The organism is Roseateles sp. GW821-FHT02E12 (assembly GCF_059421665.1).
This window is the reverse complement of record NZ_JBWKVK010000005.1, coordinates 267,817-289,747: the sequence shown is the minus strand read 5'-3', so window position 1 is coordinate 289,747 and position 21,931 is coordinate 267,817. Positions and strand designations below refer to the sequence as shown.

The following is a 21,931-nucleotide window of genomic DNA, read 5'->3' as shown; positions in this document are numbered from 1 at the left end:
TGTGCTTGGCGACTACTCGATGCGAGCGTCGCCCCAGGTCACGACGACAGGGCCCGTGGTGTCGGCCCCGTGCTGGCGCGCGATCAGCTCGATCAGCTTCACGCCACGCAGGTCGGCGCTGAGTTCGCGCGCCGGTTGGTTGAACTTCATCGGTGCAGTGCTCGCGAGCCGGCGGCCATCGCCCCAGACCTCGAAGCTGACGCCGGCCGTCTTGCCGCGTGTCGAGTCGTCCACGCCCACCTTGGCCGTGAAGCGCTGCGAACCCGCCGGCAGCTTGACCTGCAACCGCGAGTCAGCCAGCGCACCCACGCCATGGCGGAAGGCAACGTTCTGGATGCGCAGCGCCTCGTCATACGGCGTTGAATCGGCACGAGGCCCGCCCCAGCCGGCATAGGCCGGGCGCGTGCCGCCGTTGTCGGTGGTGGACCACGACGCCAGCGCGCGGTAGCCAATCGGGTCCTGCTCCAGCGCGCGAATGCCGTCGCGTGCCACGTAGACCTGGCCCGGCCGCTCGGACACGAAGTAGCCGCGCGGCAGCAGGTGCTTGCCGGTGGCGGTGAACAGCAGTGCCTCGCGCGGCTGCAGCTCGAACTCGCGCTGGCCGGTGAAGGCACCCGCGTCGGCGCGCGCCCAGGCGTCGCGCAGCGCAATGGGCTTGATGCCATCCATCTTCAGATGCTCGGCGGTCAGCGTGAACTTGGCGGGCGCGCCGGTGCGGTTGAAGAGCAGCACGGCCTTGCGGCCATCGGCCAGCGTCTTCACAAGGATCTGCCGGTCGCTGTCGGCATAGGCGATGACGCCTTGATGGCCGGCCGGGTCCTGGTTGATGGCGACGACCTCGGGCGCCTTCAGCACATCGATGAGCGCAGGCGAGGCTTTCGACAGGTCCGTGCCGATCATCAGCGGCGCGGCCGCGATGGCCCACAGACCCATGTGGGTGCGGGCTTCGAGCAGATGGTTGCCGTCGAAGTCGCCATTGCCGATCTCCAGCATGTCGGGGTCGTTCCAGCGGCCGGGGCCGGCGTAGAACTCGCGCGTGGCCACGGTGTCGAAGTTGTGGACCATCTGCGAGAAGCTGTTGGCGATGTCGCGGCTGCTGCGCCACATGGTGCCGTAGTCCTGCCCCCAGCTGCGCACATTGACAGTGCCCCACAGGCACACCGACAGCACGTAATCGCCGCGTGGCCGTACCTCGTGCAGCGCCTGCTTCAGGCCAGCGTAGAGGGCCTTGGTGCCTTCGACGTCGGACTGGTTGATGTTGCCTTCGACGATGGTCGGCTTGTACTCGCGGTACTGGCCCGAGGCAACATGCGGCCGGTCGCGGCCATAGGAGGACAGGCCGCAGCCGTCCACCTTCAGGTAGTCGAAGTTCCATTCGCCGAAGAACAGCGCCACGTCCTGGCGCATGTTGCCCATCAGCCCCACCTCGCGCTCGGCATGCGTGCCCTCGGGCAGGTTGGGGCTGTCGGCGTCGTAGGCTTGGGAGCAGGCGTTGCGGCCGATGTCAGTGTAGATGCCCGCCTTCAAGCCCATCGCGTGGATCTTGTCGGTGAAGGGCCGCAGCGAGCTGCCCTTGTCGCCACCGGTCGCCGCACTCGGGAACAGGCCCGTGCGCACCTGCAGCCGGCCATCGCTCGTGCGGCGCTTCAGCCACCAGCCGTCGTCGACGTTGATGCTGCGGTAGCCCGCGCCGGCCAGGCCAGAATCAACGATGACCTTGGCCGAGTCCAGCACCTTCTGCTCGGTGATGTCGACGCGAAAGGCGTTCCAGCTGGACCAGCCCATCGGCGGCGTGGGCGCGCTGCCAACCGGCTGGTGCTGCCAGCGGCCGGTGGGCGCGAGCGTCTGCTGGGCCTGGGCCGACAGCGAGACGAGCAGGGAGAGGGCAAGCAGTTTCATGCGGCGGGCAGCAGACGGCCGAAGGCGGCCGGGACGTGGAAGTCGGGCGTGGCGGTCTTGGTCGGGCTCCAGGCGGAATAGACGCGGTCCTTGCCCTGGCCTCCCTGCCCTTCCACGCGGAACAGGTTCAGGCGCCAGCCGTCTTCCCCACCTCGCATGGGCACGGCCAGCTCGGCCGTCCAGACCTTGTGCTTCGCATCGACCTGCGCCCTCGCGCGGCTCTCGCCAACGATGCGCTTCTTGCCCGAGGCCTCGACGGCGATCTCCAGCAGCAGGCCGTTGGGCGACACCTCGACCTCGCGATAGCTCTTGAGCCCCGCGCGGTCCGGTGCCTGCAGGAAGACCTCGACGACGTCGCGCTCCCACAGCGGCCAGATGTCGGTGGCCGAGCCGGCGCGCTCAAACGTGCTCAGCGCGTCGAACTTGCAGATGAAGCGCAAGTAGAGCTGGCCCGCACCGCGCAGCAACTGCACGCGGGTGGACTGCGGGCCGGCGAGCGCCTTGCCCTGCCAGTCGTGGCGGAAGAAGGTGGTGGGCGCGTCAGCCCATAGCGATGCGAGCGGGAAGCCGTCGGCACCCACCTGCGCCACACGGCCAGCGAACGCAACGGGCAGCGCGTCGGGCGCCTCGGGCCGTGCCTCGATCAACAGGCTGTGCGTGAAGCGGACGGCCAGCGTGGGCTTGTCGGCAGTGACCACGCCAAGCGCCTTGCCAGTCAGGGAGTCGCGCAACTTCCAATGACCGCTGCCAAGACCTCGCAGCGTGACCGAGCCGTCCCAGCGCTCGGCATAGAAGGCGTAATGCAGCGCCCCGCCCTGCTCGATGACGTGGGCCTCGGGTTTGTCGAAGCCCAGGTCATACAGCTCGCCGCGATAGCGGCCTTCGGCCAGGCGCTGGCGGTTGTAGAGGTCTACCCACTGGCGCCAGTGCTGCTCGCGCTCGGGTGTCAGCAAAAAGGAGTCCTTGGGCTTGGGGTCCACCGGCCAGGTGAACTTGGTGGCCACCACGCCGCCCACGCCGACGCTGGAGGCGAAGTCCTGCCCGCCGGTGCTCAGCTCGACATGGTCGCCCGCGTAGGCGGACCACGGGCCCATCAGCGCCTTCAGCGTCTTGCCCTTGTGGCGCACCTGCCAGCTGGACAGCGGGTCGGACGCCGGCGCCTGGTCCATGAAGGGCATGTTGTGGAAGGCATAGCCGGTGCCGCAGGGGCACACCTCCACCACGGCTTCCGGGTTGGCCGCGTGGGCCGAGGCGTGCATGACCTTGTAGAAATCGGCGAGTTTTTCCACCGCGTCTTCCGGCCGCGCGTGCTTGTGCGCCGGGTTGAAGCAGGGAGCCACGCCGTTGAGGTGCTGGCCGTCCACCTTGAGGCCGTCGAAGCCCCAGTCGCCAATGATCTTCTTGACCGTGGCGGCCAGGCGGGCCTGCGTCTTCTCGTAGGCGGGGCAAAGGTAGAAGGCGTTCCACCACGTCACGTTCTGCACCGCGCCGTCCTTGTCCAGCAGCAGCAGGTCGGTGTGGTCGTGCAGCTCGTCGCTGCCGGGTGCGACGGCCAGCGGCGCGATCCACAGCCGCGCCTTCATGCCGCGGGCGTGGATGTCGGCAACGAGTGCCTTCATATCGGCCTCGCCCTTGGGGAACTTGGCGAGGTCGGGCGTCCAGTCACCGGTCTTCACCTGCCAGCCGTCGTCCAGCACGGCCCACTTGAAGCCCAGCTCCTGCACCTTGGGCAGCGTCGCCCGCACGTAGTCCAGCGAGAAGTCGCGCTCGTAGCCCCAGGCACACCACTGCGCCTCGTAAGCGCTCGAAGGCGGCTCGGGCGCCACCAGGCCCTGCGCGGCCATCAGGCGGCGGTAGCGGTCCAGCGGCACGAAGAAGTCGCCGCGGTGCAGGGCGATGAAGGTGGGCGGCGTGGTGAGCGTCTGGCCGGCGCCAAGCGTCTGCGGTGCGTCGCTACGCAGAGAAATGTCGACCTGGTCGCCGCTGGCCTTCACGGGCAGCGCGACGAGCTGCGGTTGAAGTGCCAGGTGGCCAACGGCCAGGCCGACATCGCGTCGCCAGACATCGACGACGGGCGTGCCGCCGCCATAGTCCGACGCATTCATGCCCATGAAGTTGCGCTGCTCGAAGCCGCGCTTGACGGGCTGCACCCAGTCGCGCCGGTCGGCGTGGCTGGCGCCGGAGTAGGTCCACCAGCCGCCCGCGTGGCGCGGTGCTGCAGCCAGGCGGTGGGCGGCGTTGACCCAGGCGTCGATGGCCAGCGGCTTGTCGCTGGTATTGACGTAGCTCACGTCCAGCAGCGCGACGCCGGGGTGCTCGTCCAGCAGCGTGACGGTGAGGCGCTTCTCGATACCGTCGGTCGATCGCCCGACCAGGCGCAGCGTCTGGGCGGCGCCGAAAGGGGTGGCGGTCTTGCCGGGTTCGGCCTGCTGAAGCGCGAAGCGGGTCAGCGGCTTGCCTTTCACCACCAGGTGTTCGCTGGCGTCAAAGCCCGTCAGCATGACGGGCTGCTTGCTGCCCAAGCTGACGACGCGGCAGCGCATCTGATCGTCGAACTGCAGCGACAGCGCGGCGTCCTGCACGCGCACGTGGCCCTTGCCTTCGGCGGCTTGAGCGAGCGGCAACTGCGTGGCCAGCGGCGCAGCGCCCAGCCACTGCAGGAAGGCACGGCGTGCCGTCATCGCTGGGCACCCCAGGCGCCGGAGAAAGCGCGCTCGGCATTCGTGCGATACAGCTTGTCCACCACCGCGCGCGGCAGCGCCAGGCCCTTCACGGGCTTGTCGAGATCCGCCACCTTGAAGCTCTCGGCGGTGTTGAAGTAGCGCCAGTGCATGCGCCACACGCCTTCGGCCTCGCGGCCCAGCGCGGCGCCGTCCTGGTCGGGCGCTTGCGACATGTCGCTGCCGTACAGGATGCGGTCCTGGTACTTGATGAAGAAGCGGCGCACGCGCTCGCGGTCCTTCTGGCTCTGGTACTGCAGCTGGCCGATGCGCGCGGCCACGTCCACCACGGCGTTGGGGAAGCGGTCGAGGAAAGCGCCCAGCTCGTCCACGTCGCGCTCCAACGAAGCCAGATGCACGCCGATGAAGCGCAGGCCCGGGTGGGCCGCCACCATGCGGTCGCGCGTGGCCATTTGCGCCTCCCAACTGGGCATCTCGGGGTGCAGGGCCATGTGGTACTGCGGGTGAGCCTTGAAGTATTCGCGGTCATTGTTGACCGTCATCTTCTCCAGCGGCAGCCAGCAGTTGTGCGGTTCGCCCTGGTGGCCCAGCAGCGGGATGCCGCGCTTGGCGAAGTCGTCGAACAGCGGCGCGAAGCGGGCGTCGTCGATCATCACCAGCTTCTCATCGGCGCCGCGCAGGCTCATGCCGATGTTCTTCCACACCTTCACACCCACGGCGCCGGCTTTCATCGACGCGTCGATACGGGCTCGCGTGGCCGGCAGCCACTCGGGCTTGTCCGAGCCGGCCACCGAGAAGCTGGCTGCCCAGGCCACGTTCTGCGGGAACTGCTCCTTCAGCTTGATCGCCACGCGCTGCTGGTCGTCCAGCGGCGGGAAGTCCGGGTAGTCGACGTTGATCGTCAATACCTTGAAGTTCTGCCGCTTGGCCGCCGCCATGAAGGCCGGGTCGGGGTTGTGCAGGTGCAGGTGGGCGTCAACCTTCACGACGCGGCTGTAGTCGGCCATCGTGTAGCTCGGCGCGTCTGCGGCACAAGCGGGAGAAAAAGCCGCCCCAGCAAGCAGGGCGGCAAGGAGAGACAACAGGTTTCTCATCAGCAATCCAAATCCGGGTCTTGCGGGCCGAGCGACGGGCCGCTCCCAAGCCGGCCCGCGCTGGCGATGTGCTTGCGGCTCGATGCCGCAAGCATCGCCGTCCCCTCGGGGGACCGACCAGTCTTGCCCGCGTTCAGCGGCGCGAGACTGGGCGAGGGGCCTCGTTTCTGCATCAGAACTTCAGGCTTGCGCCCACAGTGAACGAGCGACCGTAGCGGTAGTAGCCCTGGGGCAGCTTGACGCTGTCGTTGCCCAGCGTGTACTCCTGCGTCGCATCCGTCAGGTTGTTGCCTTCCAGGCTGATGCGCAGCCACTTGTTGACCTCGTAGGCGATCTGGGCCGTCGCCCAGGTCACGGCCTTGGCGCGCTCGTTGAAGCCGGCGCCCAGCACGTTGGTGGCGGTGACGAAGGCGTCGGTGTGGTCGGCCGTGGCACTCATGCTCCAGGGGCCCTTCTCGTACAGCACGCCGAACGACGACGTGGCCGGCGCGATGCCCTCCAGCGCACGCTCCTCGCCGCCCACCCAGCTGCGCGACTTGTTGCGGGTGTACTGCGCCCGCACGCCGAAGCCGTTGTCGAACAGGTGCTGCAGGCCGATCTCGAAGCCGCGCGCCAAGGCCTTGTCGCCGTTGATGGGCTTGCTGATGTTGAACAGCCGTCCGCCCGGAGCGCCGATGTCCTGGCCCGTCAGCCAGATGCTGGTGATCTGGTTCTTGATGTTCTTTTGGTAGACGGCGAAGGTGAGCGCCGAGTCCTTGGCGTAGTACCACTCCAGCGATGCATCGACCTGGCGGGCGCTGTAGGGCTTGAGCTCGGCGTTGCCGCCGAAGACCTGGGTGAAGTCACCCCAGGAGATGCTCTGCGTCGTGCTCGTGGGCGCCAGCTTGTCCACCGACGGGCGGGCCATGGTCTTGGCCGCACCCAGGCGCAGTTGCAAGGCGTCGGTGAAGAGCCAGGTGAAGTTGACCGACGGCAGCGCGAAGCTGTAGCTGGTCTCCTGCTGCACGACCGAAGGCGCTGCATACACGGCCGTGTAGTTGAATGCGCCGTTCTCGATGATGTTGGTGATCTTGGCGTCCCAGGCCTGGGCGGTCGTCTTGGTCCTCACGAAGCGCAAGCCGGCATCCGCGTTCCAGCCATCGCCCGACAGGTCGGCCTGCACGAAGGCGGTGGTCGTCTTCTCCGTCACGCGGTAGCTTTCGAGCGGGTTCCAGGCCGGGGCGGAGGCGGCCGAGCTGTAGACGCCGCCACCAGGGCGCGGCTTGCCGTCATACGCCTTCAGGGCGTCTGCGTAGTTGTTGACATCGAAGCCCAGGAAGCTGCGCGGGAAGTTGCCGCTGACGCCGTCCAGGAAGCCGTTGGGGCTCAGCGTCTGGTTGATGACGTTGCCGCCCAGCGTGCCGACGTTGATCGCGTTCTGGCCGGAGTAGTGGCCGTCGCCCGCATTGAACGCGTTGTTGATCAGGTCACGCGACTTCTTGCGGTTGGTCTGGCTGAGGCCGAACTTCAGCTGGTCGATGTAGAAGCGGTCCAGCTTCCACTCGAGGTTGCCGCTCGCACCATCGATCTTGTCGTCGATGTTGTCACCGGCCCGGCTGTAGTAGTGGGTGTTGAAGTCGCTGGGCTTGAACAGGCCCTGCGCCAGGCCGGTCTGCAGGTCGCGGCCGTCGGCGAAGGTGGTCTTCACATCGGGCACGGCCGAGCCGGTCAGCTGGATGCGCGTGACGTTGGGCTGGTTCATGCGCAGCACGACATAACTGTCGTTGCCGCCGGAGTGGCGCTTGGAGGTGGACTCGTAGATGTCACCGGTCGCTTTCAGCGTCGGCGAGATCTTCCATTCCGCGTTGGCACCGTACAGCGCGGTGTCCACCACGCGGTACTCGGTCTTGTTCAGCAGCTCGGGGTTGAGCGCCATTTCCGGGTTGGGATTGGCCAGCGTGAAGTCGGTGACCACGCCGTTGGTGATCTTCATGTTGGACCAGCGGCCCGGTGCGTACAGCGGGTAGAACGACAGCTGGTAGCCCACCTGGGGCGAATCGAGCCGCGTCTTGAAGCCGTCGACGACGATCTTCACGTCGCTGCTGGGCCGCCACTCCACCTTGCCGGAGAGCGCCATGCGCTCCTTCTTCTCCATGATGGTGCCGAAGCGGAACTGGCCCGGGGCGATCAGGCCTTCCTCGTCCAGGTCCAACTGGCCATTGCCGTTGGGGTCGATATTGCCGCCCCAGGTGTTGCCCCAGGGCCAGAAGAGCTCCGGCTTGTTCGGCGCAGGGTTGCGGCTCCAGCCGCCGTCGTTGCCAGCCGTGTCGGTGCGCACGTCGCGCTTGGCATAGACCACGCCCAGCAGCACACCCACCGTGTCGCCGAAAGTGTTGCTGTAGGTGCCCGACACCTTGGTGCCGTTGAGGCTGCTCATCTGGTTGCGGTCAGCCTCCACGCGCAGCAGGCCGCGCTGGCCCTTCTGGTCGAACGGGCTGGCGGAGCGCAGGTTCACCAGGCCGCCGATGGCGCCTTCGATGAGGGAGGCCTGGGTGGACTTGACGACGTCGGCGCCGCTGATGACGTCAGCAGGCAGCACGTCATAAGCGAAATAGCGACCAGCGCTGTCGGTGCCCAGCAGGCGGCCATTGAAGGTCGTGATCGTGTACTCGGGCCCTAAGCCGCGGATGCTGACCTTCTGGCCTTCGCCGCCGGCCGTGCGCGAGATGGACACGCCGGTGATGTGGCTCAACGAGTCGGCCACGTTGTTGTCGGGGAAGCGGCCCAGCTCGGTCGCGCTGATGCTGTCCTGCACACCGGCGGCATTGCGCTTCAGGGCGAGGGACTTCTGCAGGCTGGCGCGGGTACCGGTCACTTCGACACGGTCCAGCGTGTTGTCGGCGTCGGTCTTGGCGGCCTCCTGGGCGAAGGCCGGGGCGCCGAATGCAGCCAGGGCCAGCAGGCCGGCCGCGGTCAGCGGGTGCAGGGCAAAACGGGGTTGCAGGCGAGGACTCATCGAACGGTTCCTTTTATGTGTCGTGGCTGCCTTCAGGGCAGCAAGAAGCAATCTGCGGATGGGTGCCGGGGCAGCTCCCCCCGGTGCGTTGTGCCGGCCCCGGAAGGTGCCCCGAGTCGGCTTGACGCAAGTCTACGAATTCTTTCGTTTGATTTCGTATAGAGTTTTCACCGATGCCGAATGCTTTCGATGAATCATGCCACGAAAGCCTTCCACCCCGCTGACATAGAGGGAATAGTGCGAGCTATATAGGGATTCGCCCCTCACTCTCGGAATTTGGCATACGAAGGTGTTTTCGTCGTTGTGTTTTCGTTTTCGTTCGTTTATGCTTTCACACGAAAGCAGACACCGTTGACTGCACGCAACCCGAAAGATCTCCCTCATGCAGAGCAAATGGCTCTTCCATGCCCTCACCACCACCCTGCTCTGGGGTGTGTGGGGCGCCTTCGCCGGGCTGCCGTCGGAGCATGGTTTTCCGGACACGCTGATCTATGTCGTGTGGGCGCTGACGATGATCCCGCCCGCCGTCATCGTGCTGGCGCGCAGCGGCTGGCGCATCGAGCGCGACCGCCGCTCCGTCGTGCTGGGCCTGACCGTGGGCCTTCTGGGCGCCGGTGGCCAGATGCTGCTGTTCCGCGCGGTGCAGTCCGGCCCGGCCTACCTGATCTTCCCGATCGTGTCGCTGTCGCCGGCACTCACCATCGCGCTGTCCTTCGGCCTGCTGGGCGAGCGCACCGGGCGGCTGGGCGTGGCGGGCATCCTGCTGGCGCTGTGCTCGCTGCCGCTGTTTGACCTGCAGCTCGGCCAAGGCGGGCAAGGCCTGGGCTTGTGGTTCGTGTTGGCGCTCGTCGTGCTGGTGGCCTGGGGCCTGCAGGCGTACTTCATCAAGCTGGCCAACGCAGGCAGCAGCGCCGAGAGCATCTTCTTCTACATGACCGTGGGTGCCTTGGCCTGCGTGCCGGTGGCGCTGGCGATGACCGACTTCTCCCAGCCCATCAACTGGGGCTGGCAAGGCCCCGGCCTCGCCGCCGTGACCCAGGTGCTGAACGCCATTGGCGCGCTGACGCTCGTCTACGCCTTCCGCTACGGCAAGGCCATGGTCGTGTCGCCGCTGGTCAACGCCGGCGCGCCGCTGCTGACCGCCGTGCTCTCGATGGCGCTGAGCGGCACCGCGCCCGGCGGAGCCAAGCTGGCCGGCGTCGCGCTGGCCCTGCTGGCCGCGCTGCTCTTGGCGCTGCAGCCCGAAACCCCCTCTTCCTCTTCCCAACCCGTTCAAGGAGACGCCGCATGAAGCTCATGCTCGACCTCGTGCGCCGCCACAAGCAAGCGGCCAGCGGCTCATTGGCCGTCGGCATCCCGTCGGTCTGTTCCGCCCACCCCGTCGTCATCGCCGCCACGCTGCGTGAATGCGCTGCGCAGGGCCGGCCGGCCCTCATCGAGGCCACATCCAACCAGGTCAACCAGGACGGCGGCTACACCGGCATGACGCCGCTGGACTTCCGCCGCTACGTGCAAGGCCTGGCCGAAGCCGAGGGCCTGGCGCCCGAGCTGCTGCTGCTCGGCGGCGACCACCTCGGCCCCAACGCCTGGCGCAAGCTGCCGGCCGATGCGGCCATGGCCAAGGCGGAGGTGATGGTGGCGCAGTACGTGGCCGCGGGCTTCCGCAAGATCCATCTGGATTGCTCCATGAGCTGCGCCGGTGACCCCTTGCCCCTGCCCGAACCCGAGATCGCCGCCCGCGCCGTGCGCCTGTGCCGCGCGGCCGAGACGGCCTGGCTGCAGTCGCCCGATCGCGGCGACCCGCCGGTCTACGTCATCGGCACCGAAGTGCCTGTGCCCGGTGGCGCGCATGAAGACCTGGGCGAGCTGGAAGTGACCTCGCCCGACGCCGCCGCGTCCACGCTGGAACTGCACCGTGTCGCCTTCCAGCGCGCCGGCCTGGAAGCCGCCTGGGAACGCGTCGTCGCCATGGTCGTGCAACCCGGCGTGGAGTTCGACCACCACAAGGTCATCGACTACCGCCCCGAGAAGGCCCGCGCCTTGAGTGCCTTCATCGAGAGCCAGCCCGGCCTCGTTTTCGAAGCCCATTCGACGGACTACCAGACCCCCGAGCGCCTGGCCCAGCTGGCCCGCGACCACTTCGCCATCCTCAAGGTTGGCCCCGGCGTGACCTTTGCGCTGCGCGAGACGCTGTGGGCGCTTGCCGCCGTCGAGCGCGAATGGGTCGGCAAGGGCGAAGGCCTGGTCGACACCGTGCTGGGCGTCATGCGCGCCGAGCCCGAGCATTGGCGTGGCTATTACCAGGATCCGGAGCGACTCAACGTCGACCTGTCCTACTCCCTGAGCGACCGCATCCGCTACTACTGGGCCCACCCCGCCGTGCGCGAGGCCTGCCGGACCATGCTGGCCCGCCTGGACGCCGCACCGCCGCCGCTGACGCTGCTCAGCCAGTACCTGCCCCGCCAGTACGAGGCCGTGCGCGATGGCCGCATCACCACCCACACCGATTCCCTGCTGCGCGACGGCACTGTCCAAGCCCTGCGCCCCTACCTGCACGCTTGCGCCGCCTGAACATGACTCTGCTCCATCTCGACCCCACCGACCTCGCTCATCGCGGCGCCACGCACACGGCCCGCGAGATCGCTCATCAACCCGCCGTCTGGCAGACGGTCTACGAGCAACTGCAAGCCGAGAGCCCCGCCCTCGACGCCTTCCTGGCGCCGTTGCTCGCCCTGCCCCAGCTGCGCATCGTGCTGACCGGCGCCGGCAGCTCGTCCTTCATCGGCCAGTGCATCGCGCCGGCCCTGCTGCGCCACCTCAGCGCCCACTCGGGCATCCGCGTCGAGGCGCTGGCGACGACCGACATCGTCTCCAGCCCCGAGCAATGCCTGCAGCCCGAAGTGCCGACGCTGCTCGTGTCCTTCGCCCGCTCCGGCAACAGCCCCGAAAGCCTGGCCGCCGTGGAGCTGGCCGACCGCTTCGTCAAGACCTGCCACCACCTCGTCATCACCTGCGCGGCAGACGGCACGCTGAACCGCCGCATGGCCGGCCAGGCCAATGCGCGGGTGCTGCTGCTGCCTGACGAGACGAACGACCGCGCCTTCGCCATGACGTCCAGCTTCAGCGGCATGCTGCTGGCCGCCGTCTGGGCCTTCGGCCTGCCCCTGGCCCCTGTGGCCGACCTGGCTCGCGCCGCGCAGACGCTGGCCGAAGGCGAAGTCGACCGCCTCTACGCGTTGACCGACAAGCCGTTCGAGCGCTTCGTCTTCCTCGGCAGCAACACGCTGCTGGGCCTGGCCCGCGAGTCCGCGCTGAAGATGCTGGAGTTGACCGACGGCAAGCTCGTGGCCATGGCCGACTCGACGCTGGGCTTCCGCCACGGCCCCAAGACCATCCTCAACGACAAGACGCTGGTCGTCATCGTCCTGTCCAACGACCCCTACACGCGCCAGTACGACCTCGACCTGCTGCGCGAGCTGCGCCAGCAAGGCCCGGCCCGCGTGCTGGCGCTGCGCACTACCGCGCTGAATGGCGCTGAAGCGCCACATGCCGACGACGTGCGCCTGGCCCTGCCCGCCAGCGCGCCCGACCTGGCCCTGGCCCCGGTGGCCCTGGTGTTCGCGCAATGCCTGGCCCTGCTCGCCTCGCTGCAGCTCGGCATCACGCCCGACAACCCCAGCGCCTCGGGCACCGTGACCCGCGTCGTCAGCGGTGTCACCATCCACCCCGTGAACCAGCAGCCTCAAGGATGAGTTCCATGTTCCTCGGCATCGACGGTGGCGGCACCAAGACCGCCTTCGTCCTCGTGGACGAGATCGGCCGCCTGCTCGCGCGCCACGAGTCGACGACGAGCTACTACATCGAGATCGGCTTCGACGCGCTGCGCGCCCTGCTGCGCGACGGCGTGCAGGCCGCGCTGCGCCAGGCCGGCGTCACCGCGAGCGACGTCAGCTACACCTTCGCCGGCCTGCCCGCGCATGGCGAAGACAGCGAGCTGCTCGCCACCTTCGACGCGCTGCTGGCCGGTGTGGTGCCACACAGCCGCATCGGCAACGACATGATCTGCAGCTGGGCCGGGTCGCTCGCTGGCGCCGACGGCATCAGCCTTGTCGCCGGCACCGGCTCCATCGCCTACGGCGAATGGATGGGCCGCGGCGCGCGCTGCGGCGGCTGGGGCGAGGTCTTTGGCGACGAGGGCTCGGCCCACTGGCTGGCTCGCGAGGTGCTGGCGCTGTTCTCGCGCATGGCCGACTGCCGCGCCGAGCCCGGCCCGCTGCTGGCCCTGGTGCGTGAGCACTTCGAGCTGAAGCACGACCTCGACCTCTGCGGCGAGATCAACGGCAGCGCCGCGCGCAGCGAACTGGCCCAGGTCGCCCGCCTGGCCACGGCCGCCGCCCACGCCGGCGACGTTCAGGCCCGTCAGTTGCTCGTGCGCGCTGGCGATGAGTTGGCCGCTCTCGCCGCCGGCGTCGCCCGCAACCTGGGCGTGACCGGCATCCAGGCCGTGCCCGTGTCCTATTCCGGCGGCGTGTTCGCGGCCGGCGAGCTGGTGCTGGGGCCGCTGCAAGCCGCGCTGGCGCGGCGCCTGCCGGGCTCAGTGCTGAAGACGCCGCGCTTCGGGCCGGAGCTTGGCGCGGCGCTGTACGCGGCGCGCCTGGGTGGCCGGCCGCTCTCGCCCGAGGCGCTGGCGCGGCTCGACGGCTGAGCCGTCGATATCATTCGAAAGTCGGCCCCGCCTTCCGCCCCCGCATGCCCGCCTCCCTCTCACTCCCCGCGAAAACCGAAAGCCCGTTGCTCATCGACGAGCGGCGCCGGCTCATCCGCGAACTGGTGCAGACGCAGGGCCGCGTCACGGTGGACGAATTGGCCGAGCGCTTCGGCACCTCCGTCGTCACCATCCGCAGCGACCTGAACTCGCTGGCCTCCACCGGCGCCGTGCTGCGCACCCATGGCGGCGCGCTGGCCCAGCGCGACACCGAGGAAGTGCCCATCGGCGTCAAGCAGAAGCTGCGCCACGAGCAGAAGGCCCGCATCGCCATCGAGGCCGCCAAGATGATCCGCGACGGCGAAACCATCCTGCTCGACTCGGGCTCCACCACCGAAGAGATCGCCAAGCAGATCCGCGGCCTGCGCCTCACGTCGCTGAACGTCATCACCAACGCACTCAACATCGCTGCCCTGCTGGCGACGGTGCCGCACGTCAACCTCATCATGCCGGGCGGCCAGCTGCGGCCCAATTCCTATTCGCTGTCCGGCCCGCAAGCCGTGGCGGCTTTGCAGGGCCTGTACGCCGACCGCCTCTTCCTCGGCGTCGACAGCCTCGACCCCGACATCGGCTTGATGACGCCGCACCTGCTCGAAGCCCAGCTCAACGCCCAGATGATGAAGATCAGCCGCCAGGTCGTCGCCGTGGCGGACGCGTCCAAGCTGATGAAACGCAACCTGTCCGTCATCGCGCCGGTGGAACAACTGGACATGCTGATCACCGACACCGGGGCGGATCAGGCCATCGTGGATCAGTTGAGGGGGCGGGGGATTGAGGTGGTGTTGGCTTAGATTGAATGACCACTTGTTTGAGCGTGCTTGATTCGTTCGCGATACAGATATATGCAACTTGCAATCAAATATCTTGCCGTCGCTCTTGCGACGTTCTTGTGCGAAAGCGCAATTGCAGCAGATTGCAATGTCGACTCACCGCCGCCATCGATTACGGCGCTGTGGGTAAATGACAAGCCGATCTCAGGACAATTTATCAGACTTCTACACGCTGTCTATTTGCGAGCACCGAAGGAAAATCTACATAGCATTGCAGCACAAATCGAGATGCAGTCCCAGGCTGCCCTTCGCATTGGAATTGCGCAGCATAGGGATATTCAGGAGCGAACGGTCGCGGCCAAGTACCAACTGGATACAGCGCTGGGCAACAAGGCTAATGACTTTTATTGCACGACACTTCAAGAACTTGCCTCAGCACATGCATTAGGAGGGTTGTATATGGAAGAAGTCGTGCTTTCAAAAATAAAACCTTCTGAATCCGAAATCGATTCATTCATTCGAACATATAAAAATCAATTCAAAGGCGCACCAATATCAGAAACTAGGCAGCGGGTGTCTAACCACTTGGCTCAACAACGCCTGGGCCCACCCCTAGACGCCGAAATCAAGAGGCTGCAGGCCAACACAACCGTTCGAATCAATCCGGACTTCAAGCTGGAATGACGCTTTTTAGGCCGGCGCATCCGGCACGACGGCCGTGACTTCGATTTCCACCTTGGCCCGGTCCTCCATCAACGCCGACACCTGCACGGCGCTCATCGCGATGCCGTAGTCGCGGCCCAGCACGTCGCGGTAGGCCTGGCCCACCTCACGGCCGCGGGCGATGTATTCGCGCTTGTCGAGGAGGTACCAGGTCATGCGCACGATGTGCTCGGGCGCGGCGCCCGCTTCGGCCAGCACGGCGCGGATGTTGAGCAGGGTCTGGCGCACCTGAGCAATGAAGTCGTCGCTGTCGAACTCGCAGCACTCGTTCCAGCCGATCTGGCCGGCCACGAACACCTGGCGGCCTTGTGCCGCCACGCCATTGGCATAGCCGCGCGGCTGGGTCCAACCTGCGGGCTGCAGGATTTGCTTGCTGTTGCTCATGTGTTTGTCTCCTGTTGTGCGGCGAGCGAGCGCTCCAGCGCGGCACGCAGATCGGCGGGAAAGGCCTGGGGCTTATGTGTGGCGAGCGAGGTGCATACCAGCACCTGCGTGAACTCGACGCGCGTGCCGTCGTCACCTTCGAAGGCAATGTGCAGCGTCATCGAGCCACCGCCCAGGCGCTCGATGCGGATGGTTTGCGCAAGGCGGTCGCCATGGCGGCTGACGCGCAGGAAGCGCGTGTCCAGTTGTGCCGTGGGCATGCCGATCTGGCGCTGCCCGATCAGCACGTCAAAGGGCAGACCGAGGTCGTGCGCAAACCAGTCCTCGATCAGCTCGTTGAGCATCTCGAAATAGCGCGGGTAGAACACGATGCCGGCCGGGTCGCAGTGGCCGAAGCGCACGAGCTGTTCACGCTGGAAGGCGAAGGCGCTCATCATCAAACCCCCAGATGCTTCTGCCACAGCGCCGGCTCGGCCGCCAGCGCGGCCGACGGGCCGGCCCAGGCGACGCGGCCGCGCTCGACGACGGTGTGGTGGTCGGCCAGGCGAATCAGCCGCTGCACGTATTTGTCGACGACGAGGATGGTCTGGCCCGCGGCGCGCAGCAGGTCCAGGCAGCGCCAGATCTCCTCGCGCACCAAGGGCGCCAGGCCTTCGGTCGCCTCGTCCAGCACCAGCAGGCGCGGATTGGTGACGAGAGCCCGGCCGATGGCCAGCATCTGTTGCTCACCGCCCGACAGCTGCTGGCCCATGTGGCCCGCGCGCTCGGCCAGGCGGGGGAAGAGGCCATAGACACGCTCCACCGTCCACGGCTCGACCGCGCCGCTGCGGTTGGCCGCGAAGGCGCGCAGGTGCTCGTGCACGCTGAGGTTGGGGAACACCTGCCGCCCCTCGGGCACCAGTGCCAGCCCCAGCCGCGCGATGCGGTCGGCCGGCCAGCCGGTGATGTCCTGGCCACAGAAGACGATGCGGCCGCTGCTGGGCGCCATCCAGCCGCACAGGCAGCGCAGCAGCGTGCTCTTGCCCATGCCGTTGCGGCCCAGCAGCGTCGCGACCTCACCCGCCTTCATCGAGAGGTCCAGGCCGAACAGCACCTGGCTGGCGCCATAGCCGGCTTGCAGGTCCTTGATTTCGAGCAAGGCAGTCACTGGTGCACCCTTCGGCCTGCGGCCTGTCCCGCCAAGCGGGAGCGAGCTTGCTTGGGGCGGCCCGGCGCAGCGCTCATGCGGCCGCCTCTAACTCGTCGCCAAGGTAAGCACGCTTCACCTCGGCATGCTCGCGGATCTCGGCGGGCGAGCCGCTGGCGATGACACGGCCGGCCACCAGCGTGGAGATGCGGTCGGCGAGGCGGAAGACAGCGTCCATGTCGTGCTCGACGAGCAGCAGCGTCAGGCCTTCGCGCTTGAGCGCCAGCAGCAGCTCCACCATGCGAGCCGATTCATCCGGCCCCATGCCAGCCAGTGGCTCGTCCAGCAGCAGCAGGCGGGGCCGCGCGGCCAGGGCGAGGCCGACTTCGAGCTGGCGCTGTTCGCCATGCGCCAGCTCGCCGGCGATGCGGTCGGCTTGGGGTGCCAGGCCGACGCGCGCGAGCAGGGCATCCGCTTCGTCGTGCGCGGCAGCATCGGCGCAGGCGCTTCGCCACCAGGACGGCGCACCTTCGCGCCGTGCCAGCACGGCCAGCACGAGGTTGTCGCGCACCGAGCAGGGCTTGAAAAGGCTGGTGATCTGGAAGCTGCGCACGAGCCCGGCCTGCACGCGGCGGGCCATGCCCTGCCGCGTGACGTCCTGGCCGTCGAAGACGATGGCACCCGAGTCGGGAGCGAGCGCGCCGGAGATCTGGTGGATGAGCGTCGTCTTGCCCGCGCCGTTGGGGCCGATCAGCGCATGCAGCTCGCCCGCGCGAACCTCGAAGCTCGCACCATCGGTCGCGGCCAAGGCGCCAAAGCGCTTGACGAGTTGTTTGACCTCAAGCACGACGCCAGCCTCCAGCCAAGCCGCGCGGCGCGTACAGCACGACGAGCAGCAGCAGCGCACCCAAGCCCAACTGCCAATGCAGGGTGTAGCCGGACAGCAGCTCCTCCAGCAGCAGCAGCGCCAGCGCGCCCAACGGGCCGCCCCACAACGCACCCGCGCCACCAATGATGACCATGACCATCAGCTGGCCGGACTGCGACCAGTGCATCAGGTGCGGCGACACCAGCCCGTTCAGGTTCGCCAGCATGGCACCCGCCAGGCCCGCGATGGCACCCGCGAGCACGAAGGCCTGCCAACGCAGCGCGAACACGCGGCCGCCCGCGGCGGCCACGCGCACCTCGTTCTCGCGCGCGCCCTGCAGCAGCCAGCCGAAGGGCGAGTTCATCAGGCGTTGCAGGCCCGCCATGACAGCGGCGCAGAGCAGCAGCGCCACCCAGTAGAAGCTCGCGTCGTCCTTGAGGTCGAGCCCGAGGCCCAGCACCGAACGCTGCGCCAGCGGCAGGCCGTCGTCACCGCCATAGGCCTTCAGCGACACGGCCAGGAAATAGAACATCTGGGCAAAGGCCAGCGTGATCATGATGAAGTAGACGCCGCGCGTGCGCAGGCTGATGGCGCCGATAACTGCCGCTGCGAGGGCGCTGACAACACAAGCTGCCGGCCACGCGACCCAGGCCGACGTAACGCCCGCATCCATCAGCACGCCCACCGTGTAGGCGCCCAGGCCGATGTAGGCCGCGTGCCCAAAGCTGACGAGCCCACCGAAGCCGAGGATGAGGTTGAGGCTGGACGCCGCGATGGCGAAGATAAGGATGCGCGTCGCGACGACCGTGTAGAACTCCAGGCCCACGGCCTGCAACAGCGGCGGCAGTGCGGCGAGCAGGGCCAGCAGCGGCCACGCCCAGGCGCCGAGCCCGCGGTGGTGGAGGCTGCGCGCTTCAGCCATGGGCCGGGAAGAGGCCGCGAGGCTTCCAGAACAGGATGGCGGCCATCAGCACGTAGATGAGGATGGACGCCAGTGCCGGACCGAGGTTGGACGCGACCTCGGGCGAAGCGAGCTGGCGCAGCGCGGCCGGCAGCAACGTGCGGCTGGCGGTGTCCACCACGCCGACCAACAGCGACCCCACCAGCGCGCCGCGCACCGAGCCGATGCCGCCGACGACGATGACGACAAAGGCCAGGATGAGGATGCTTTCGCCCATGCCCACCTGCACGGCCAGCAGCGGGCCCAGCAGCGCGCCGGCCAGCGCGCACAGCGCGGCGCCCAGGCCGAACACGGCGGTGAACAGCTTGCTGATGTCGATGCCCATGGCTGTTGCCATCTGGCGGTTCGACGCACCGGCACGCACCCACATGCCGGCGCGGGTGCGGGTGACGAGCAGCCACATCAGCAGCGCGACAGCGAGGCCGACGCCGATGATGAGCAGGCGGTAGGCCGGGTAGAACAGACCCGGCAGTAGTTCGACCGGGCCGGACAGGGCGGTGGGCGTATTCAGCATCAGCGGCTGGTCGCCCCAGAGGATGCGGACGCCTTCGTTGAGCATGAGGATGAGTGCGAACGTCGCCAGCACCTGGCTGAGGTGGTCGCGGGCGTAGAGCCTTCGCAGCAGAGTGACTTCGAGCAGCATCCCGAGGACGGCTGTGCCCACAAGCGCCGCAACGACAGCCAGCAGGAAAGAGCCCGTGGCCGCAGCGACCGCCGCAGCCAGGTAGGCACCCACCATGTAGAGCGAGCCATGGGCCAGATTGATCATGTCCATGATGCCGAACACGAGGGTCAGCCCTGCGGCGAGCAGGAAGAGCATCAGGCCGAATTGCAGGCCGTTCAAGGCCTGTTCGGTGACCAGGATCCAGTCCATCCTCAGTTCATCTTGCAGGAGGCGGCGTAGGCGTCCTCATGCTGCGTGAAGATCTTGCCCAGCGTCCGGTTCGTCACCCGGCCCTGGCCGTCCTTGGTGATGACGCGCAGGTAGTAATCCTGGATGGGGTACTGGTTCTTGTTGAACTTGAAAGGCCCGCGCACCGACTCGAACTTGGCAGCCTTGATTGCCTTCAGCAACGCCGGCTTGTCCTCGACCTTGCCCTTCACATCACGCACCGCCGCATTCATCAGCAGCGCCGCGTCATACCCCTGGCTCGCATACAGCGACGGCAGGCGGCCGTAGTCCTTGACGAAATCAGCGACGAACTTCTTGTTCGCCGCGTTGTCCATGTCATGCGCCCAGTGCGAGCTGTTGAACATGCCCAGCATGGGCTCGCCCACCGCCTTGATGACGTCCTCGTCGGCCGAGAAGCCCGGGCCGAACAGCGTCACGTCCTTGGACAGCCCCGCGCCGACGAACTGTTTGATGAAGTTGATGCCCATGCCACCGGGCAGGAAGATGTACATCGCATCCGGCTTGGCGGCGCGGGCCTGGGCCAGCTCAGCCGCGTAGTCGAGCTGGCCGAGCTTGGTGTAGATCTCCTCGACGACGGCGCCCTTGTAGTAACGCTTGAAGCCCGTCATCGCGTCCTTGCCCGCCGGGTAGTTGGGCGCCAGCAGCACCAGCTTCTTGAAGCCCTTCTCCGTCACCGTCTTGCCGACGGCCTCGTGCAGGTTGTCGTTCTGCCAGGCGACGTTGAAGAAGTAAGGGTTGCACTGCTCGCCCGCGTATTGCGACGGGCCGGCGTTGGCGCTGATGTAGGGAATCTTGGCGTCGAAGACCGCGGGGCCAACGGCCAGCATGATGTTGGAAAACACGATGCCGGTCATGAGGTCGACCTTGTCGCGCTTGATCAGGCGCTCGGCGCTCTGCTTGGCAACCTCGGGGTTCTGCTGGTCATCGGCCGTGACCACCTCGACAGGCAGGCCGCCCAGCTTGCCGCCGCTGTGCTTGAGCCCCAGCGCAAAGCCGTCGCGGATGTCCACGCCCAGGCCGGCACCGGGGCCGGACAGCGTGCTCAGGAAGCCGACCTTGAGCTTGTCGGCGGCCTGGGCCGCGGGGAGCAAGGCAAGGCCGAGGGTGACGGCGGCAAAGATCTTCTTCATGCGCAGGGTCTCCTTGGAAGGGGTCAGGCTTTGAGCTTAAAGCGCTGCAGTTTGCCCGTCTCGGTGCGCGGCAAGCTGGTGCGGAACTCGATGGCGCGTGGGTATTTGTAGGGCGCGATGGTGGCCTTCACATGCTCCTGCAGGGCCTTCACGTCACCTGCATGGCCCTCGCGCAGCACGACAAAGGCCTTGACGAGCTGGCCGCGTTCTTCGTCGGGCACGCCGATGACGCCGCATTCGGCCACCGCGGGGTGGCTGAGCAGCGCGGCCTCGACCTCGGGGCCGGCGATGTTGTAGCCGCCCGAGATGATCATGTCGTCGGTGCGGGCCTGGTAGACGAAGTAGCCCTCGTCGTCGATGAGGTAGGAGTCGCCGGTCAGGTTCCAGCCGTCTTGCACATACTGGTGCTGGCGTTCGTCGGCGAGATAGCGGCAGCCGGTCGGGCCTTTCACCGCAAGGTGGCCGACCTGGCCCGCGCGCAGCGGCTGGCCGCCGTCGTCGAGGATGCAGGCCTGGTAGCCGGGCACGGGCTTGCCGGTCGCGCCGCCCTTGGCCGTTTCCTCGGTGTGCGAGATGAAGATGTGCAGCAGCTCGGTGGCACCGATGCCATCAAGCAACTCGATGCCCGTGGCCTGCTTCCACAACGCGCGCGTCGCGGCCGGCAGGGCCTCGCCAGCGCTGACGCATTTGCGCAGGGACGAGAGATCGTGCTGGCCCACCAACGGCGCCATCGCGCGGTACGACGTCGGCGCCGTGAAGCAGACCGTCGCGCGGTGCTGGGCGATGGCAGCCAGCAGCAAGTCGGGCGCGGGCTTTTCCAGCAGTACCGCGGACGCACCCACGCTCATCGGGAAGAGCAGCAGGCCGCCCAGGCCAAAGGTGAAGGCCAGCGGCGGGCTTCCGATGAAGACGTCGCTCGCCTGCGCGCGCAGGCAGTGCACCGGCCAGCAGCGGCAGATGGCGATGACGTCACGATGGAAGTGCATCGTGCCTTTGGGCTGGCCGGTCGTACCCGAGGTGAAGGCGATCAGCGCGCAGTCGTCACTGGCCGTGTCGATGTTGGTGAAGGTGGCGGCCTGGCGGGCCGCTCGGGCTTCGAGGCCATCAGGCTCTGAGCTGCGGTAGTGGCAGATGCCTCGCAGCACGGGGTTCTGCAACTGGGCCGCGACGAGCTCATCGGCCAGGGTCGCGTCGCACAGCGCATGCGTGACCTCGGCCTTGGCAATGACCTTGCCCAGCTCGACCGCACGCAGCAGCGGCATCGTCGCCACCGCGATGGCGCCCGCCTTCATGACGGCGAACCAGCAGGCCGCCAGCTGCGGCGTGTTCGCACCGCGCAGCAGGACCCGGTTGCCGGGTACGACGCCGAATTCGTCGACCAAAACGTTGGCGATGCGGTTGGCTTCGGCCTGCAGCTCGGCATAGGTCCAGCGCACACCAGCGCCCTGGACGCAGGGCCGTGCGCCCTCACCTTGCTCGACCCAACGGTCCAGCAGCTCAGCGGCTGCATTCAGCTTGGGGCCGAACTGCAGCTCTGGCAGATCGAAGACCAGCTCCGGCCACTGGTCCTGCGGCGGGAGGTGGTCTCTTGCGAAGGTATCCAGGTGGGCCGATGGGTGCAT

The 21,931-nt window shown here is 67.5% G+C and carries 18 protein-coding genes; 6 read left to right on the top strand and 12 right to left on the bottom strand.

Annotation, left to right across the window (positions count from 1 at the left end):
* Nucleotides 1–12: 12 nt before the first annotated feature.
* The 4 genes from AC07V5_RS28590 to AC07V5_RS28575 form a co-directional block, all read right to left on the bottom strand.
* Complete coding sequence (locus tag AC07V5_RS28590) at nucleotides 13–1,899, bottom strand: NPCBM/NEW2 domain-containing protein (RefSeq protein WP_495119004.1); 1,887 nt, start codon at nucleotides 1,897–1,899, stop codon at nucleotides 13–15.
* Nucleotides 1,896–4,580 carry an alpha-galactosidase gene (locus AC07V5_RS28585; RefSeq protein ID WP_495119003.1) on the bottom strand — a complete coding sequence of 895 codons (2,685 nt, stop codon included), beginning with the start codon at nucleotides 4,578–4,580 and terminating at the stop codon, nucleotides 1,896–1,898. The genes AC07V5_RS28590 and AC07V5_RS28585 overlap by 4 nt, the downstream gene beginning before the upstream one ends.
* A complete protein-coding gene (locus tag AC07V5_RS28580) occupies nucleotides 4,577–5,587 on the bottom strand; it encodes an amidohydrolase family protein (protein ID WP_495119002.1) in 1,011 nt (336 codons plus the stop codon). The genes AC07V5_RS28585 and AC07V5_RS28580 overlap by 4 nt, the downstream gene beginning before the upstream one ends.
* 259 nt (nucleotides 5,588–5,846) lie before the next feature.
* Nucleotides 5,847–8,669 (bottom strand): TonB-dependent receptor, encoded by a 2,823-nt coding sequence (locus tag AC07V5_RS28575; RefSeq protein ID WP_495119001.1) that lies wholly within the window; start codon nucleotides 8,667–8,669, stop codon nucleotides 5,847–5,849.
* A 382-nt stretch (nucleotides 8,670–9,051) separates the two neighbouring features.
* On the opposite strand from AC07V5_RS28575, the gene AC07V5_RS28570 reads away from it, so the two are divergent.
* The 6 genes from AC07V5_RS28570 to AC07V5_RS28545 are packed head-to-tail and all read left to right on the top strand — an operon-like array spanning nucleotide 9,052 to nucleotide 14,888.
* Nucleotides 9,052–9,960 (top strand): EamA family transporter, encoded by a 909-nt coding sequence (locus AC07V5_RS28570; protein WP_495119000.1) that lies wholly within the window; start codon nucleotides 9,052–9,054, stop codon nucleotides 9,958–9,960.
* A complete protein-coding gene (locus AC07V5_RS28565; protein ID WP_495118999.1) occupies nucleotides 9,957–11,240 on the top strand; it encodes a D-tagatose-bisphosphate aldolase, class II, non-catalytic subunit in 1,284 nt (427 codons plus the stop codon). Before AC07V5_RS28570 ends, AC07V5_RS28565 begins: the two co-directional genes overlap by 4 nt.
* A gap of 2 nt (nucleotides 11,241–11,242) precedes the next feature.
* Nucleotides 11,243–12,421 (top strand): SIS domain-containing protein, encoded by a 1,179-nt coding sequence (locus AC07V5_RS28560; protein ID WP_495118998.1) that lies wholly within the window; start codon nucleotides 11,243–11,245, stop codon nucleotides 12,419–12,421.
* Entirely contained in the window at nucleotides 12,418–13,374 is a 957-nt protein-coding gene (locus AC07V5_RS28555) for an N-acetylglucosamine kinase (protein ID WP_495118997.1), read from the top strand. The genes AC07V5_RS28560 and AC07V5_RS28555 overlap by 4 nt, the downstream gene beginning before the upstream one ends.
* A gap of 44 nt (nucleotides 13,375–13,418) precedes the next feature.
* On the top strand, nucleotides 13,419–14,225 hold the full coding sequence (locus AC07V5_RS28550; protein WP_495118996.1) for a DeoR/GlpR family DNA-binding transcription regulator: 807 nt from the start codon (nucleotides 13,419–13,421) through the stop codon (nucleotides 14,223–14,225).
* A 51-nt stretch (nucleotides 14,226–14,276) separates the two neighbouring features.
* Nucleotides 14,277–14,888, top strand: coding sequence for a hypothetical protein (locus AC07V5_RS28545; protein ID WP_495118995.1), 612 nt, complete (start codon nucleotides 14,277–14,279; stop codon nucleotides 14,886–14,888).
* Nucleotides 14,889–14,894: 6 nt separating this feature from the next.
* Here the strand turns inward: AC07V5_RS28545 and AC07V5_RS28540 are convergent, their stop codons facing one another.
* The 8 genes from AC07V5_RS28540 to AC07V5_RS28505 form a co-directional block, all read right to left on the bottom strand.
* Nucleotides 14,895–15,311: a RidA family protein gene (locus AC07V5_RS28540; protein ID WP_495118994.1), complete on the bottom strand. Its 417-nt coding sequence runs from the start codon at nucleotides 15,309–15,311 to the stop codon at nucleotides 14,895–14,897.
* Nucleotides 15,308–15,745: an acyl-CoA thioesterase gene (locus tag AC07V5_RS28535; RefSeq protein WP_495118993.1), complete on the bottom strand. Its 438-nt coding sequence runs from the start codon at nucleotides 15,743–15,745 to the stop codon at nucleotides 15,308–15,310. Before AC07V5_RS28535 ends, AC07V5_RS28540 begins: the two co-directional genes overlap by 4 nt.
* 2 nt (nucleotides 15,746–15,747) lie before the next feature.
* Nucleotides 15,748–16,449, bottom strand: coding sequence for an ABC transporter ATP-binding protein (locus AC07V5_RS28530; RefSeq protein WP_495119349.1), 702 nt, complete (start codon nucleotides 16,447–16,449; stop codon nucleotides 15,748–15,750).
* An 82-nt stretch (nucleotides 16,450–16,531) separates the two neighbouring features.
* The gene (locus tag AC07V5_RS28525; RefSeq protein ID WP_495119348.1) at nucleotides 16,532–17,299 is read right to left on the bottom strand and encodes an ABC transporter ATP-binding protein; all 768 of its coding nucleotides are present in this window, start codon (nucleotides 17,297–17,299) and stop codon (nucleotides 16,532–16,534) included.
* Nucleotides 17,277–18,227, bottom strand: a complete 951-nt coding sequence (locus AC07V5_RS28520; protein ID WP_495118992.1) for a branched-chain amino acid ABC transporter permease — start codon at nucleotides 18,225–18,227, stop codon at nucleotides 17,277–17,279. The genes AC07V5_RS28525 and AC07V5_RS28520 overlap by 23 nt, the downstream gene beginning before the upstream one ends.
* Nucleotides 18,220–19,140, bottom strand: a complete 921-nt coding sequence (locus tag AC07V5_RS28515) for a branched-chain amino acid ABC transporter permease (protein ID WP_495118991.1) — start codon at nucleotides 19,138–19,140, stop codon at nucleotides 18,220–18,222. Before AC07V5_RS28515 ends, AC07V5_RS28520 begins: the two co-directional genes overlap by 8 nt.
* A gap of 2 nt (nucleotides 19,141–19,142) precedes the next feature.
* Complete coding sequence (locus AC07V5_RS28510; protein WP_495118990.1) at nucleotides 19,143–20,309, bottom strand: ABC transporter substrate-binding protein; 1,167 nt, start codon at nucleotides 20,307–20,309, stop codon at nucleotides 19,143–19,145.
* 23 nt (nucleotides 20,310–20,332) lie between these two features.
* Nucleotides 20,333–21,931 (bottom strand): AMP-binding protein, encoded by a 1,599-nt coding sequence (locus AC07V5_RS28505; protein ID WP_495118989.1) that lies wholly within the window; start codon nucleotides 21,929–21,931, stop codon nucleotides 20,333–20,335.